Annotated in this window: 12 protein-coding genes; 2 read left to right on the forward strand and 10 right to left on the reverse strand. The window is 42.2% G+C overall.

From position 1 onward, the window contains the following. Position 1 precedes the first annotated feature (1 nt). Both mutS and fdxA read left to right on the forward strand, forming a co-directional pair. On the forward strand, positions 2 to 3310 hold the full coding sequence (gene mutS, locus KZA12_RS03735; RefSeq protein WP_218689272.1) for a DNA mismatch repair protein MutS: 3309 nt from the start codon (positions 2 to 4) through the stop codon (positions 3308 to 3310). 108 nt (positions 3311 to 3418) lie between these two features. Next, on the forward strand, positions 3419 to 3742 hold the full coding sequence (gene fdxA, locus KZA12_RS03740) for a ferredoxin FdxA (RefSeq protein ID WP_201621748.1): 324 nt from the start codon (positions 3419 to 3421) through the stop codon (positions 3740 to 3742). Between the two features lie 321 nt (positions 3743 to 4063). On the opposite strand, the gene KZA12_RS03745 is transcribed toward fdxA, so the two are convergent. From KZA12_RS03745 to KZA12_RS03790, 10 genes are all read right to left on the reverse strand, one after another. Then, positions 4064 to 5551 (reverse strand): fused MFS/spermidine synthase, encoded by a 1488-nt coding sequence (locus KZA12_RS03745; RefSeq protein WP_218689273.1) that lies wholly within the window; start codon positions 5549 to 5551, stop codon positions 4064 to 4066. Positions 5552 to 5935: 384 nt separating this feature from the next. Next, positions 5936 to 6385: a prepilin-type N-terminal cleavage/methylation domain-containing protein gene (locus KZA12_RS15025; RefSeq protein WP_201621746.1), complete on the reverse strand. Its 450-nt coding sequence runs from the start codon at positions 6383 to 6385 to the stop codon at positions 5936 to 5938. 135 nt (positions 6386 to 6520) lie between these two features. Then, positions 6521 to 6967 carry a prepilin-type N-terminal cleavage/methylation domain-containing protein gene (locus KZA12_RS03755; RefSeq protein WP_218689274.1) on the reverse strand — a complete coding sequence of 149 codons (447 nt, stop codon included), beginning with the start codon at positions 6965 to 6967 and terminating at the stop codon, positions 6521 to 6523. 482 nt (positions 6968 to 7449) lie between these two features. Beyond that, positions 7450 to 7938: a type IV pilin protein gene (locus KZA12_RS03760; protein WP_218689275.1), complete on the reverse strand. Its 489-nt coding sequence runs from the start codon at positions 7936 to 7938 to the stop codon at positions 7450 to 7452. Beyond that, a complete protein-coding gene (locus tag KZA12_RS03765; RefSeq protein ID WP_218689276.1) occupies positions 7932 to 8429 on the reverse strand; it encodes a type IV pilin protein in 498 nt (165 codons plus the stop codon). Before KZA12_RS03765 ends, KZA12_RS03760 begins: the two co-directional genes overlap by 7 nt. A gap of 1 nt (position 8430) precedes the next feature. Further along, complete coding sequence (locus KZA12_RS03770) at positions 8431 to 12471, reverse strand: hypothetical protein (protein ID WP_218689277.1); 4041 nt, start codon at positions 12469 to 12471, stop codon at positions 8431 to 8433. Positions 12472 to 12568: 97 nt separating this feature from the next. After that, positions 12569 to 13375: a PilX N-terminal domain-containing pilus assembly protein gene (locus tag KZA12_RS03775; protein ID WP_218689278.1), complete on the reverse strand. Its 807-nt coding sequence runs from the start codon at positions 13373 to 13375 to the stop codon at positions 12569 to 12571. After that, the gene (locus KZA12_RS03780) at positions 13372 to 14511 is read right to left on the reverse strand and encodes a PilW family protein (RefSeq protein ID WP_218689279.1); all 1140 of its coding nucleotides are present in this window, start codon (positions 14509 to 14511) and stop codon (positions 13372 to 13374) included. Before KZA12_RS03780 ends, KZA12_RS03775 begins: the two co-directional genes overlap by 4 nt. A gap of 1 nt (position 14512) precedes the next feature. Next, positions 14513 to 15103 carry a type IV pilus modification protein PilV gene (gene pilV, locus KZA12_RS03785; protein WP_218689280.1) on the reverse strand — a complete coding sequence of 197 codons (591 nt, stop codon included), beginning with the start codon at positions 15101 to 15103 and terminating at the stop codon, positions 14513 to 14515. Then, positions 15103 to 15609 carry a Tfp pilus assembly protein FimT/FimU gene (locus KZA12_RS03790; protein WP_373416578.1) on the reverse strand — a complete coding sequence of 169 codons (507 nt, stop codon included), beginning with the start codon at positions 15607 to 15609 and terminating at the stop codon, positions 15103 to 15105. The genes pilV and KZA12_RS03790 overlap by 1 nt, the downstream gene beginning before the upstream one ends. Positions 15610 to 15667: the final 58 nt, after the last annotated feature.

Genomic DNA, 15667 nt, shown 5'->3' on the forward strand with positions numbered 1-15667 from the left:
CATGACTGCTAAACCCGCTACCCCAAAAAAACTTTTATCAGACTCGCTATCTGACCATACCTTAGACCACCCAGCCTCTAAGCGTTTGACTATCGGTGATACTATTTATGACTTGGCCGATCACACCCCTATGATGGTGCAGTATCTGACGATGAAAGCCAACTATCCACAAGCGTTATTATTATATCGGATGGGCGACTTTTACGAGTTGTTTTTTGAGGATGCTAAACGTGCTGCGCAAATTCTAGACATCACCTTAACTCGCCGTGGTACTGATAAAGCTGGGCATACTATCGCTATGGCTGGCGTGCCATTTCACGCCGCTGACAGTTATATGGCGAGGCTAATTGCTGCAGGACAAACCGTAGTAGTCTGCGAGCAAATCGACGAATCTGCCCCTAGCCAACTCCCTACTATGGGTGCTAAAAGTAACAAACAGCAGTCGCAATACGCTAATAAAGATAGCCCTACAGACTCAGCGAACCCAGCCAATAAACCTACTGGTATCATGCGTCGTGAGGTAGTCAAAACGCTTACTGCTGGCACTATCACTGATGACGCTTTGATAGCCCCTAATCATCGACCTACTGTAGTGGCTATTGATATTGCAGCACCTGCCTCAAAAGCAGGCAGCAAGCGATTATGGCAAGCCGCTATCAGTCAGCTGGACTTAGCCGCAGGAACCTTAACTACCCAAACCTTAAGCTCACTATCAACCATCAGCACTACTACTGATAGCGTTAAAGACTTACAACAGCAAATGCTAACGGTGCTAGCTCGTTTTGCCCCTAGCGAATGTATCGTCAGTGAAGCCCTAATTGACAGGGTCGGCGAAGAGTGGATGCTGTGGTTACGCAGTCATCTTGACTGTCCAATCATCGAAGTGGCGGCTAATGACTTTTATCGAGATCATGCCGCAACGACTCTGTGCCAACAGTTCGATGTACAGCGCCTTGATGGGCTAGGTATCCTCGATGCGCCGCTATCGCAGACTAGCTGCGCCGCCCTTATACACTATGCTAGACAGACTCAGCAACGTCATGTGCCACAAGTGAATCAGCTGATTGTTGAGCACCATGATGACTATTTAATTATCGATGCCAACAGTCAGCAAAACTTGGAGCTATTTAGCCCAGTCAGTGTCAATGGGACCTCGCTTATATCAGTAGTCAATCACTGTAAAACCCCAATGGGTCGACGTCTATTAGTCCAACAAATGCAACGTCCATTGCGGCAACATAGCCGGATCAATCAGCGTTTAGAAGCTATTACTAGCTTGCTAAAAAACCAACAGGCTTTGAGCAACGATAAGCCGTCGAATATTAGGGGTAAAGCGGCTCCGTCTTTGGTACAAAACCTGCGGCAAACTTTAAACAGTATCGGTGATATTGAGCGCATCAGTAGTCGTATCGCCTTGATGAGTGCGAAACCACGAGACTTACGCAAGCTGGCTGATGGCATTGCTAATTGTGAGCCGTTGAGCGTGCTACTTAGTACTATTGAGCTAAACCCTGAGTCTACTAGTCGACACAGCTGCCTATTAACTAGCCTAATTCAGCAACTGCCTGCACAGCTGCCAGTCCTGCAACAGACTGCAGATCTGATTGAGCGCGCTATCCTCGTTGAGCCACCTGCTCATATTCGTGATGGGGGTATGTTGGCAATAGGTTTTGATGAGGAATTTGATCGCTTAAGCCATCTGCATGATAATATTCAGACTACTCTTGATGAGATGGTCGAGCAACAGCGTCAATCTCATCAATTGACTAGCTTAAAAGTTGGTTTTAATAGAGTCAGTGGTTTTTATTTTGAACTGCCAAAAATGCAAGCTCAGCATGCACCTGCTCACTTTATTCGTCGGCAAACGCTAAAGAATAGCGAGCGTTTCATTACTGATGAACTTAAAGAGGTCGAAACTGAGTATCTAGAGGCGCAAACCTTAGCGCTAGCTCGAGAAAAGGAGCTTTATCAGCAGCTGCTGATTACTTTAAACACTAATCTAGCACCACTACAGCAGTTAAGTGCTGCTCTTGCCCAACTGGATGTGTTAACCAATTGGGCACAACTGGCTTGTACTTATAACTGGCAACGTCCGCTGATGACTAACGACTCTTTAGATAAGTCAGTAGCTCTTAAAAACAGCACAACTAGCAATCAGCAAAACCAAATTAATTTTGATCAGCAAGCAATAAGCCAACACCAGCTTCATAGCCAAACTAACAGCAACTACAATAGCAGTAGCAGTAGCAGTAGCCAAACCAGTATTGATATCGTTGCTGGTCGCCACTTAGTAGTCGAAGCAGCGCTCAATCCAACTAGTACTAGTCTCAATAGTATTGATACAAAGTTTAGCAGTAGCTTTGTAGCTAATGACTGTCGACTTGGCAGCCCCAGCAATAATGATAATGGACATACTGAACGGCTATTGCTGATTACTGGCCCTAATATGGGCGGCAAATCAACTTATATGCGCCAAACGGCACTGATAGTGCTGCTCGCTCATTGCGGTAGCTTTGTACCAGCAGCGAGCGCTCGTATTGGTGATATTGATCGTATTTTTACTCGTATTGGCTCGGCTGACGACTTAGCTGGTGGCAAATCTACCTTTATGGTAGAGATGATAGAAACCGCTAATATCCTCAATCAAGCTACTAATAAATCCTTAGTACTGATGGATGAAGTCGGACGTGGAACCGCCACTACCGATGGTCTAGCCATTGCTCATGCTTGCGTCAATAAGCTGTTGGCTATAGGCTGCTTAACGCTATTCGCTACTCATTACTTTGAGCTAACCCAGTTGGCTGACCTTAGCTATAATGATCAAGCTAACGGTATTCGCAATGTCCACGTCGCTGCTAGTGACGTCGATGGTCAACTGTTACTATTACACCAAATCCGAGATGGGGCAGCCAGTTCCAGCTTTGGGCTCCATGTCGCCAAAATGGCGGGTATTCCAGCAGAAGTACTGGCCGATGCTAAACGCTATTTAGTTGATAATTTAACCGTTACTGATAACAGCGATAAATCAACTGACAAATTAACCCATAAAGCAGCTATCAATGTTGCGACGGCTGATAACAAAAACGACTTAGCTAATTCACTAAATGACCAAAGCCGGCAGAGTTATGCGCTTAGCGAACAAAAAACAGCTAGCCACACCCCACAGCAGGCTGTTTTAGATGATACTAATAATCAATATAATCAGCTACTTGCATTGCATAGCACTTTGGATAATACTGATCCTGACGCTTTAACACCCAAACAAGCTCACGACTTACTTTATAAGCTTAAGCAACTCATTAGATGTTAAAGGGAATTGTTAAAGTGGCGTAAAAGCGCTAAAATACGTTTTATTTTTATGTGAATTTTCTTCACTCTATTCAGCACTCAGCCGAACCAATAACAGGTAGCCAACACCATGACCTTTGTCGTTACAGATAACTGCATCCTTTGCAAATACACCGACTGCGTGGAAGTTTGTCCGGTGGACTGCTTTTATGAAGGACCGAACTTCCTCGTCATCGATCCTGATGAGTGCATCGACTGCGCCTTATGCGAGCCAGAATGCCCAGCTAATGCTATATTTTCAGAAGATGAAGTTCCTAAAGGTCAGGAGATGTTTACTGAACTCAATGCGGAGCTGGCACAGAAGTGGCCAAATATTACTGAGATGACTCCCGGACTACCAGAAGCCGAAAAGTGGGATGGTGTTGAAGGTAAGATTCAATATCTAGAGAAGTAGTTGCAGCAAAATTTTAGACCGTAAGCTGGGTTTTTTAACCCAGCTTTTTTTATGTCTTTTAATAGGGTACAGCTTATCATTCAGCTTATAAGTGATTTTCTACTATGCAAAATTATGATTTTACATAAGGGTTTTCGGAGCTAAAGCGGCAGCCTATACGATATTATTTAGCTTTATTTTTGTACTTTAAAATACGATACTTACTATCAATCAATATGTATAAGTAGCCTTAATTGACAAGATAGACTTGCCGTAGGCTGGGTCTTTTAGACCAGCGCTTTCATTGATATGGTTGAACACGACACCATTGTTTATTATTTCCTAGCTCATCTCAATAGATCGATAATAGTATCTATCCAGCCTTGGCAAGTCATCCGTATGCACCTTTTGACGCCTATTAAAATAGTCAACTCGCCCCAGCCTTTGGCTACCAGGACAGGCAAAATTACATAGCATAATATTTTGTAGATTGGGGCTATCATTTTTAGTTAGAACATAAGCGCTATCCCCAAACACCTCATACCAGTTTCTAAACAGGGTTTGGGTATAACCATGCGCTCTATTCGGCTGCCCTATAATATTTGCCATGATATATTTACTGTTTTCTTTAAATTGGCTAAGTGCTTCTAAGGTGTATAGATTGCTAGCCACATAACGACCTTGAAAGGCGTCGATGAGCATAAAATCATAACGAGCATCGCTATTACGAGTCAAATAGCCGCGAGCATCATCGCCGATGAATTCAATATTGTCTGCTATTGGTGCTTTTAAAAAATGCTCTTCGATAATGTCTGGCAAATCCTTATCGATATCAATAACCGTAAGCGCCATCTTAGGATTATGATGGGCAACTTCACTTGGCGTTCCCATGCCTGCACCGCCTAAGAACACTAAAGTACTAGGCGCAGTTTGCTCGATAGCTGCTACCGTAATCTCGCCATACCAATGACAATTCTTCTTAGTTAAATAGATCCAGCAGCTACTGGTTGATTGTCCTGGTTTATCGGTAATAGTGACAGCTATCTTATCTTCATAAATGATCTGTTTAATAAACCAAGCCCCGGTTGAGGTCTGATAGCCAGTATCTACCTTGCTAAGAAATATAAAAGCGACGGTTAATACAACGGCTGATATCGCTAGAAGATAGTTCTGCCTAGGTGCCAGCTGACTAGCATAATCATCACTATAGAGTTGTACAGCCAGCTTAGTACATAAATAAGCACTTAGCGCTAGTGCCGTTATAAATAATGCCAAGCTGCTCATAAGACCGATATAAGGCAATAATAAAATTGGCGTTAGCGTTGAGCCTAGTACGCTCCCAACTGTAGTAATGGCTACCATCATGCCAGCATTTTTACCCGCATCGACGCCATCACTATTTGGATATTTTAAAGTTAAGAATTGGGTAATCAGAGGAATGGTGGTTGAGCCAAAAGCTAGGCCGATGCCGAACAATAAACCTACGCCCATAGCCGCTATAATAGGATTGCTAGTACTTAAAGTCATAGCCGCTAATAAAGGCAATTGAACTATACACGCAATAGCATGAGAGATGGCGGACAGTGACAATACATGACCCGCTTTTAATAAGGCTTGCCTCGGCGTCTTGATATCTTGTGATAAACGCCCGCCGTACCAATAACCAACGGCTATCGCAATCAACACCATAGCCAAGATCACACCAGTGATAGAGATAGATGAGCCGATATAAGTCGCTGATATTCTAATCGCATATATCTCAATACCGAGACCAGCAAAGCCTTCAAGCAGTGCAATGGCTAGACATATTCCTAAGACTTTTCTTTGCATACAACCACTCGCCAGCGTGACTATTATTGGTACACTAAGTTTACACTATTGAAGATAATTTTAGAGCGATCATAATTAGAACTATTGGTAAAATACTAGTAGCGCGATAAACAGGGTTGAGTTACGAAACAGAGACTAGGATTAGTAAAGCCTCTGAAGGCTAACGAGTACAGTAAGTGATAGCCTATAAAAGCCAGTGCAGAGTGTTATTTTAATCTTATTATAGATGTATTGCTTTTCTAGTAATCTTTTATGCCCATAAAATGACTCTTTCCTACAACCCGTATTTATACAATGGTTTCACACTGCTGATGCTATAACCTACTGCTTAGGAAAAACTAAACATAAAGTGCCGCCTTTACATTACGATACCTAAACACCAGATTATGAGCAATTACCAGTACCTGACTTAAAGCCGCGGGCAGAATTACATGTTGTACCAGTATTGGTCCAGATCATAATAGAAGCGTTGACTACAGTCGGCGTATTCATATAGATTAAACCGGTGCCTGTAATGTCCGTTGCGCCAGTAGTCGCAGTAATCACTCCATCCACTACAGAGGTTAATGCCGTAACGTTATCAGTCACAGTAAACGCAGCAATAGTTGGGATAGCATTGGTTCCAGCGTTACAACCGACAATTACACTAGTAAGAGCGATACATTCATTGACGGCTAATTTTATTGAAGCAAGTTCTGCAGCTGCTGCTGTAGCACGAATACGTGAGGTATAATTACTGTAATGCGGCATAGCGATCGCCGTTAGAATACCGATAATTGCAATAACAACCATTAACTCGATTAAAGTAAAGCCTGTTTGGGTAGTGGCTTTCATTATGTCTCCTACAATCACTTATAGTCTTTGTTATAGAGGATATTGTGTCACTCTTTAATGTTCGCTCAGTAGATACAAAAAGGCCAAACATGATGTTTGGCTTTTTTATTAATTGAAGATATCTAAGTTATAAGATTATGCGCAATCACCAGTACCTGACTTAAAGCCGCGAGTAGCATTACAAACTGAACCAGACTGCAACCAAATCATATTTGCAGCATCAGCAGCAAGCGTAGGCATATTCTCATAAGTTAAATCATTACCTGCAGCATCTGTTGCACCAGTAGTTGCTGTGATGACACCGTCAGTTACCGTAGGTGCTAAAGTAACGTTTCTAGTGGCAGTAAAATCAGTAGTAGCTGGGATACCTTCTTCGCCAGAGTCGCACTCATCAAGAGTACCAGTAAAAGCGATACATTCGTTAACGGCTGACTTGACTGAAGCAAGCTCTGCAGCTGCAGCTGCTGCACGAGTGCGTGAGGTGTAGTTGCCATACTGTGGAATAGCGATCGCAGCCAAGATACCGATAATGGCAATAACGATCATTAGTTCGATTAAGGTAAAACCTTTTTGAGCGTTCATAAGCATGTCCTTTAAGATGATTGGATGGCTAGTAAGTTAGATTACTTACCACCTTTTATAAAATGAATGACAGTCCTAGTGAACTATTGAGCCTACTGTCTGTCTTATCATAATTATTGCAGGTAGTGTGCCAACTCTTTTTATCTAGAATACATCTAGGGGCTTACTTATTAACGGCTTAGCTCATGGTTTAGTAGAGGAAAAATAACAGCTTATAGTCTTTAAATAACCTTTCATTAGCGATAGTCACTTTTTTTAGATTATTAAGTCAACCCTAGTAAGTATTAGCTAAAACTATATGTTGCTATATTGTTACTAAAATTTGTCACTTTTAAGTGACTCGATTGCAGAAGATACCTAAACCTGACGCTTTTTGTCAGATTTTAGCTTTGCTTTACTTAAATACAAACCTTGATACTGACAATGTTCGGCAATACGGTCTTATGGTTATCGAATAACCTATAAGGACTGTCTCTAGAGTTTTAACGCCACTCATCACTCAGGCCACAGACAGAACCTCGGCATTTTTCTCCAGCATTATCCAGAGTTAGAGTACCGTCAGTAGCCATACGTTGAGTGACTATAGGGACTGCCGTTATCGTCCAATCCCTGCTAGACAGAGTAGTAACATCATTCGGAGTGACCGTCACCGTATATAATGCTGTAGCAGATCTCGGAAAGCGCACACTACCATTAGCAGCAGGTACCGTTGACATGATAGTAACCAACGGTATTCTGTCATAACGTCGATAGTTGATTTTATTAGACTCTATACGCAGAGCAATTTGTTGCATCTCGCTCATCATGTCTGCACGATTGGTACTCTGTGCATAACCTTGATAGCTAGGATAAGCGATGGTTGCAAGTACGCCTATAACCGCAACAACTATCATCAGCTCTATAAGAGTAAAGCCGTTAGGTTCACTATTACTGCCTGCTTTATAGGCGGTTGTTGGTAATGATGTCACCATGTTGTCGCTCCTGCTCCACAACCTGCAGCAGTAATAGTAAAGCTCAACTTATTAGCGCAGCGTAACCCTTGGCTAGTTATCTTAAAATTGCTTGCACTAGTCATAGTGATAGGCGTAGCCATTATCACCCAGTCATTAGCGCGCGCATTACCTTGATGTAAAGTACTAAATGTCGCCGGTCCAGTGACATGGCCTAGTTGGATAATATAACTTGGGTTAGTAGCGGGCCAGTTAATAGCTCCTGTACTATCTGCAATAGTATCAGGCTTAAAGCCTTTATAAGTCAGGGCCTTGGCTCGCCATTGTTCCAGCTCATTGGTTAGCGCTAGCATTTTGCGCTGCGCATCAGACTCTGCATTGCGAATCACATACACGCGATAGCTTGGTATGGCGATAGTCGCCAAAATTGCGATAATGGCCACGACGACCATTAGTTCTATAAGAGTAAATCCTGATTGTTGCAGGGTTCTATCATTTAACCATTTAGACATATCAATGCTCAATCCAGCTTAGTGGGTTGATACGTTTATCAGTATTAAAACCATCGAGAGGACCGCAAGTAGGGCCTGTACAAGTAGGCGGTGCAGGTTTGCAATCACCACTCGGGCAGATAACTTTAGGCTGGCAATCATCACCTTCACAGCGGTTAACTAAGCTACTAAAAGTACTAGTATCATTGAACTGACTGATAATATTATCAACAATTCCTGAACCAGCATTAAAAGTAGAGCGTGCAGTCAATATCCCGTTACCCGCACCATCTAAGCAAGTACCATAAGGTAAGCAAGTACGTTCGCGTTGCGTCTCACCTTTGACACCAGCGCTACAAGCCTGAACTTCTTGCCCTTCGTCAGGGTTATAGGAAGAGGATACTAATATCCCAGCTAATGCATCTGGCTCATTGAACATTTTTATTTTGTAGGGTCCAGTAGTTTGTGGCGTCTCATTTAACCAAGCTGTGAATGGCATGTACCAGCCTTGTATAGCACCACTCTGCATTCCTTCTTTAATACCTGAGGTAGCTATATCTGCGGCAGAAAAAGTCAGCTTTTGTAGTTTATCGTTTCTATTGCTGATACCTGCTACCTTATTCACAGGTGTACGTAAATTCATCGTCGGCGTTGTAGCGGTGCCATAATAAAATAAGTCACTACGGGCAACATCCTTATCGATAATGTTGTATAGCGCATCGGGGATATTTCTGGTTGCCGTTACCGGATTACTGCGATCCCCTGTTCCTACTGTCACCATAGCATGTACACCATTAGCGCTGCCTGGTATACCAGCAGCATCTACATAGCTATACTTGCCATTATAAAAGGTTACCAGCGGACGCTCATAAATACGTGGTGGTGCATCGCCAGTCGCAACTTGATCGCTAACGTCTAACACTTTGACTACTCTATCTACCTTAAAGTTATCAGTGTCGGCATTATTATTAATATCAGTGCGCCAAACTTGACCGCCTAAATCTGCGAAGTAGATATGATCTATAAGACCATCGTAGTTACGATCCATAGCTCTGATCTGCGTAACAATACTATGCTTAAGGTCTGGCGCTTTTGAATACTGCATAGAAGCAGAACGAGTAGTACTGTTACTATTACTGCCACTATTGCTTGCCCACCAAAGTAAAGCGCCATTATTTACGGCGGTGTCTATGGTTTCCTCATTATTGGTTTTAGTTTTGGCTTCACCCACTTGTAACATATAAACGCCATTACCTTGGGCCGCTGCTTTATTATGACATTGAGCGTTATTCGGGTAGCTAGTATTTAATTTGAAATTTGGATCTTCATAACAGCTATCGTAACCCCCAGGTAACAGGCTAACCATCACTCGTTTACCACCACTTTTTACATAACCTAGGCTCGGCTTACCCCATGACTGACCCATGCTGGCCAAAGCTTTTTGTTCTGCTGTGCTGCTGCCAGTAACGTTATTTTTAGTACCAGCTAGAGTTAGACTATTATTTTGTAATTGATTGGCATAATTAGAGCCAACCCCGTAGATAATCTCAGGGCTGTCAACATCTGAGACATCCAGAGCATAATACATAGAGCCACCCATGCGCAGACCGCCTAACGCAAAGCTTTGATCGGCTTCATAAGTGTTGACCGTTGTTGCCGTATCACCAGTACCTGTGGTGGTGGCTTTGGTAGTATAAGAAGCATAAGTGAGCCAAGGGGCATCGACTCCATAAGGGTAACTGCCATCTGCAGCAGAACCATTGCCACTGAGTGCTTTAGGCTGCAAATCGAGAATTTGTTTCGGTACAAAAGTAAAAGCCTCTTTACCGGTACTATCATCGAGCATGTGCAAGGCACCATCCATAGAGCCATAAATAATGTAATCTTTACGGTTACTAGTATCGAACCTACCCATAGCGTCAATGGCTACTTTTTTGGTGATCAGCTGCGGGATAGAATGCAACACACCACCCATGTTTTTTAGCCCTTTATCATGGGTAGAGGTTAAGGCAGTATTATCAGTTACTGTAGTAGTTGCAGGCTCGCTATAGCCCATAAAATTGAGCAAAGTTAGTTTTTGCGGATTAGTGTAGCTGGTCAAAGCAGCAAAATTTGCAGGTTTATTATCAGTAACCACTTGTGGATTGACGAGACTACTACCAACGTCAACGAACAAGTTCCTATTACCCACATTCGTAGTAGCATTGTCGAATATTTGTTGAAAAGCACCACCAACTTGTGGCTTTGCCAAATCAGGTTTTAGGGTATCAGCGCGAGTATCGTCGACGATAGTATTCCATAAGTCATAAGTATTTTTTGCGAATAACCCCGTACTATTAGCAAACACAAAACTATTATTTGCGCCAAATAAGGTAGTATCTTTAACCTTATATTTCTTGAGATTACCTTTCCATAATAACGATGACTTTGGAACGGGCTCAAGTATGGGTAGATAAGCGAATTTACGTGAGGTGAGACCTCCTAAGCTATCAAGAGGTACCGACATCGTTCCTGCTGATAATGATTCAATCTCTGTCTGACTAACATCTTCGATAAAGCTTCTGACACTATTGGCAATCTCTAAAGACTCTTGCGTATAATAAAATCCACCCTCACCGTAACCGTAGCCTTTTTCGCCAAGCTTACATAAGTTCTTGGCGTCTTGATTAGTAATAGCAGGGTTATCACAATCATAGACGGGTACTCTCTCAATCGTGCCATCGGACCCAGTGATAGATTTTGTTATTTTTGCTTGCGCTACAATCTCTTCAAACACTCGGCCAAAGCCTACCGCCGCCGTCAAAACTGAAGTATTTTTAGCATTATTGCTATTATTCAATGCTTTTGAATACTCACCAATACATTGCCAACCAGATTGCTCCCCTTGTCTACTTCCTATATTAGTTAAACCTGAGTCACAAGAAGCCCCCATAGACAGTGCGCTACCGCTTAAGCTAGCTTCCATCAAGGTGATAGTCTCTGCATAAGCTCTGTTGGGTTCACCATCAGTCAAAAAGTATACCCCATAACCATCACATTGGGCAGGCACCCCACTAAGAGGTGAGCGGTAGGTCAACTTATTTGGCTGAACCTTAGTATCATTGACCGACAAATCAAAACCACTCGGCGTTTTCCTTGAATTACTCTTACTCCAATCTTTAGTAATAGCTCTGAGATAGCGAGTTGTTTTGAGATTAGTAAAGCCAGAATTAAAATTATTTAGCAGTGCTAAATTTAGAGAACTAGCGTTATCTTGCACTTTTCTTTCGTTATTACATGGATAATATTTATAATTATTATGAGTGGAAAAGCTGGTTTCATTCTTAGTACATTTATATAGGTCATGCTTACCATTGCTAAGTTCTGAATAGCCAACCTCTAGATAACGAGTGGTCTGACTGCTGGTTAAGGTATTGGTCCCTAACATATAAGCACCTGCTTCAGCATAAGCGTTAGCAGTAGGGGTTCCATTGATGTTTGGCTGCAGGTTCTTAATGTCTTCAATTAATCTTTTTCGATGTTGCAAAGTCAAATTTAAAGCTGGTGCCAGTATTTGGCCTCCTTGAATCTCAAAATGACCTAGATAAAAGTTACCTAGTCCTATTTTGTATTTACTCAGATCGGCACTACTACCAAAAGCATCGTTACTTTTGGGGTTAGCAAACATAGGTATCAGTGCATTTTTTAGACGTCCCATACGACTATAGTATTTTTTTAAATTGGCATCATACCTATAGCTCACACTATAACTGACGCTATCGTTGGTTATTACTCCATCATCGTCATAGATATAGGAAACAATAGTTTCGTTCCTGATAGCATCTTGCAAACTCACCAGTGGGTAATCTGCTTCAATACTATTATTATTCATACTACCTGAGTTATCGAGCATCATCATAATAGTGGCATTACCAAAAGTCGCACCTTGGTATATCTCTAAATCGGAGGTGTGGCCAGCGCTGCTCGCCATACACCCTAAGACTGCTGCTGATAGTAGTCTTATACCCCAGCCTCTTCTAATAAGATGAGATGGGTTATCTTTGAGTTTTGCTGAGACTTTCATAATAATCGCCCATATATATTTATCGCTGTTATAAATAATTTGCTATCTCTGAGGTGACATTGCGCTAGATACTGAAACCGATGCCTTTAATAACCTTTTAGCTTCCAGAGACACACTTAACCCCAACAGGCTGATTGATATAAGTCTGCTGCTGAGTTTGATACGGCACGCTCAATGCAGCCAAACAACTATCTACAGTGTTATTACCGGTACGCAACTGTTTAAAACAGCCAGAAATAGAGGTAGTATTATTACTACTGGGACTACCTAATGGCGCGCTAGATAGCGCTGGTATGACTGAGGTGACGTAACCGACAAAGGTAGTACAGCCAATAGCGGCATTTACTCCTGTAGTTGCTGGTTCAACATTGTCGGACGAGGTACCAGATCCTTCTGCAGAAAAAACACCTTGGGTTCCAGATCGTACAAAGGTCATTTGGGTAATGACTCGACCTTCACTGACATAATCATCGCTATCATTAGGGTTGCAATAACCATTATTTTTATTAGTCAGTAAGGCATTGTTTTGATCAATCTCACTAATCTTGAGGATATTAAATAGCTCAGTACTACGCGGTCTAACACAAAAACTAATCTTATGACCCTCGCGCTCGCTACTGGATATATAACCCTTTAAAGTATCGTTTTTTTCGCGGTTATTAGCACTTGAGATACGATCTTCTTTTTCAACTTTTAACAAGGCCGCATCATTAGCCTGAAACAATAGTTTATTTACTTGATCAGCAGTAGCCACTTTAAGATCCGTAGTGCTTTGTCTAACAGCAACTGCTCCTACTATGGTAATTAAAATCAACACTAGCAGTACCACGATCAATACTGCACCAGCTTGAGTATCTAAGCTCGTTGATACTTTAGGAGGGTTTGTAGCCTTAGGATTCATCATAAACCTCCTCTAGCATTACGTAATAAGATGGTGCTTTGGTAAACATTACGTAAATATGTTGGGCCAGCTGCAGCCGCCGTACTAAGCTCAGCATCTACCTTATCTAAAATTGTGAATCTCAACTGACTATTGGCTTGCGCACTCGCTGTTGGATTATCTGATCGCGCTAACACCCCAATCTGTAAGCTGACAATACGTCTAGTATCAAGCAATGACGCAAGATCCGCTGCTGCAGGAATAGCCACATAAGCAATGTCTAAACTTTCAGGATCCGTAGCAAAATCTCTACTCGATGATATGCCAAGCGTTGCTCTAAAATAATCAACGTTGGGTATAATGATGGTGCCATTTCCGGCTAAATTATTGTTTCTCACTTTAGCAGGCACAGCGGGTGTGGTAGTTACAGCCGGTATAGCGGGTGCCGTATAACGGGCTATATCAATACCTGTTACGCTACCCGCAACAGTCTCATTATAGTCATAGATAGCTGAGGCACAGGCTAGTCCCGGAGCGGCCGGCGTGACAGTATTATCCATTCGTACAAAATAGCGCTCGATTACATAAAACCCTGCCGGTATCGTATCGCCCTCACAGTCAAAAGCATTCTGTCTATCTGATCGATATTGAATCGTTAGTTGATCACTGTTGGCAACCGTAGTACCTTTTAAGTTACTTATACTATTGCCAGACGCATTGCTAGTTAATAAAGCTGCCGGAATAGCGGCATTATTCAATACTAAGCCAGATAAATTACCTTGTAACCAACTGACTGGTGTACCAGTAGCAACAGGCGTGGTAAGTACAACCCCTCCCTGTGGCGTCAAGTGATTCATAAAAAACTCATCATAAGCAATCGTGGCTTTGGCACCGTAGTTAGTACGTCTTAGATGTTGCTGAATTTGAGAAAAACCAAAAATAGCATTGTCTTGAATCTGTGAGCTGGCTTGTTGACGGCGGCTATTAGCTGAGCTGGTATAAAATAGTTGTAACGCCGCAGCAGAGACTAACAAACCTAATACTAGAGCAATCATTAACTCTACTAAGGTGAAGCCTTTTACTTGATAAAAAACAGGATCTTGAATAGCACTATTATTTTGAGTAGCCGATTGTGGGAGGTTGGGATGCTTTGAATTCATCTCATATCTCCATCATCATGCAAGTAGCTTTAGAATGATAGTGACCACCTACTTGCTCTACCACCTCGTCAACATCAATAACTGTTGCCGTTAAACAGTCTGTGTCTTCGTCGCTGCCAACAGTAGCTGTGGTATTACCCCAGGCTGAAATCAAACAGTACGAAAACATAATGTTGCTTGTCACATCAGCACCATTTCCGCCAGTATTCGGGCAAGGATGCATCTGTATTTGGAAATCATAATTTTGTAAATTCGCTTTGATCTTATAGCTTTCAGCTTCTGCAAACTGGACAGGAGTACATAAAGTGGTTACCGCTGCTCCATCTAGGCCACACTGAATACTAGGTGCGGTAACTGTGTCTACGTTATTAATATTAGTCTGATAAGTTTCGATTGCGAAAGGATTGGCGTGAATTTTTTCTGCTATATTGCGCATTATTACTATCGATTGCGAACGCTCAAACGATTCATTAGTTGCTTTTATAGCTTGGCCTTGTAGCGCGCTATACCCTAGTATGGCCACCGCTAATAACAATAGTGCAACCATCACTTCTACTAGTCCTACGCCTGCCTGTGTGTCATCAATCTTCATTAACAGCTCCCAGCATTTATAATGCTAATATTAGCGATTTTATTGACCACCACTTGCTTTGGGGTCTCACTATCGGAGCTATCATCACAGATAGTATAGACAACTTCGGTACTTGCTCCACTTATGAGCTTATTCGGTTGAAAGACAACTTGAGTAACGCTGCTAGGGCTAATAGCCTGACTTACTGTACTTTGACTTTTGACACTATAAGTAGCGATGAGAGTATTATTTCTACCTGTTAAGGCTATGGTGTTTAAGCTAAGGTTATCAACAACCGTAATATTCTGACGGCGAATGATACTTTCAGCCTTAGCCTCTTTTGGAGCGCTCTGTATATTTACTGCCGTCGACTTAACCCGCTGATTGGCTAGCTGAGTACTAAAGCTAGGCGCAGCAATAGTGACAATAATAGCCATCACTGCAATCGTTACCATCAGCTCAATCAGAGTAAACCCAGCATTAGTCGTCTTTTTTCTATCCAACAAGCTATTTATAATTACTTTCACCGCCCTGTCCTATTTACCAACTTATGAATAATTTTTATAACTTATATCAATCGATGCT

The organism is Psychrobacter sp. BF1 (assembly GCF_019279065.1).
GTDB classification, from domain to species: Bacteria; Pseudomonadota; Gammaproteobacteria; order Pseudomonadales; family Moraxellaceae; genus Psychrobacter; species Psychrobacter urativorans.

Excerpts from the sequence above, each read along its gene's own strand:
- mutS (WP_218689272.1), top strand. The coding sequence starts at position 2 with ATGACTGCTAAACCCGCTACCCCAAAAAAACTTTTATCAGACTCGCTA.
- fdxA (WP_201621748.1), top strand. The coding sequence starts at position 3,419 with ATGACCTTTGTCGTTACAGATAACTGCATCCTTTGCAAATACACCGAC.
- KZA12_RS03745 (WP_218689273.1), bottom strand. The coding sequence starts at position 5,551 with ATGCAAAGAAAAGTCTTAGGAATATGTCTAGCCATTGCACTGCTTGAA.
- KZA12_RS15025 (WP_201621746.1), bottom strand. The coding sequence starts at position 6,385 with ATGAAAGCCACTACCCAAACAGGCTTTACTTTAATCGAGTTAATGGTT.
- KZA12_RS03755 (WP_218689274.1), bottom strand. The coding sequence starts at position 6,967 with ATGAACGCTCAAAAAGGTTTTACCTTAATCGAACTAATGATCGTTATT.
- KZA12_RS03760 (WP_218689275.1), bottom strand. The coding sequence starts at position 7,938 with ATGGTGACATCATTACCAACAACCGCCTATAAAGCAGGCAGTAATAGT.
- KZA12_RS03765 (WP_218689276.1), bottom strand. The coding sequence starts at position 8,429 with ATGTCTAAATGGTTAAATGATAGAACCCTGCAACAATCAGGATTTACT.
- KZA12_RS03770 (WP_218689277.1), bottom strand. The coding sequence starts at position 12,471 with ATGAAAGTCTCAGCAAAACTCAAAGATAACCCATCTCATCTTATTAGA.
- KZA12_RS03775 (WP_218689278.1), bottom strand. The coding sequence starts at position 13,375 with ATGATGAATCCTAAGGCTACAAACCCTCCTAAAGTATCAACGAGCTTA.
- KZA12_RS03780 (WP_218689279.1), bottom strand. The coding sequence starts at position 14,511 with ATGAATTCAAAGCATCCCAACCTCCCACAATCGGCTACTCAAAATAAT.
- pilV (WP_218689280.1), bottom strand. The coding sequence starts at position 15,103 with ATGAAGATTGATGACACACAGGCAGGCGTAGGACTAGTAGAAGTGATG.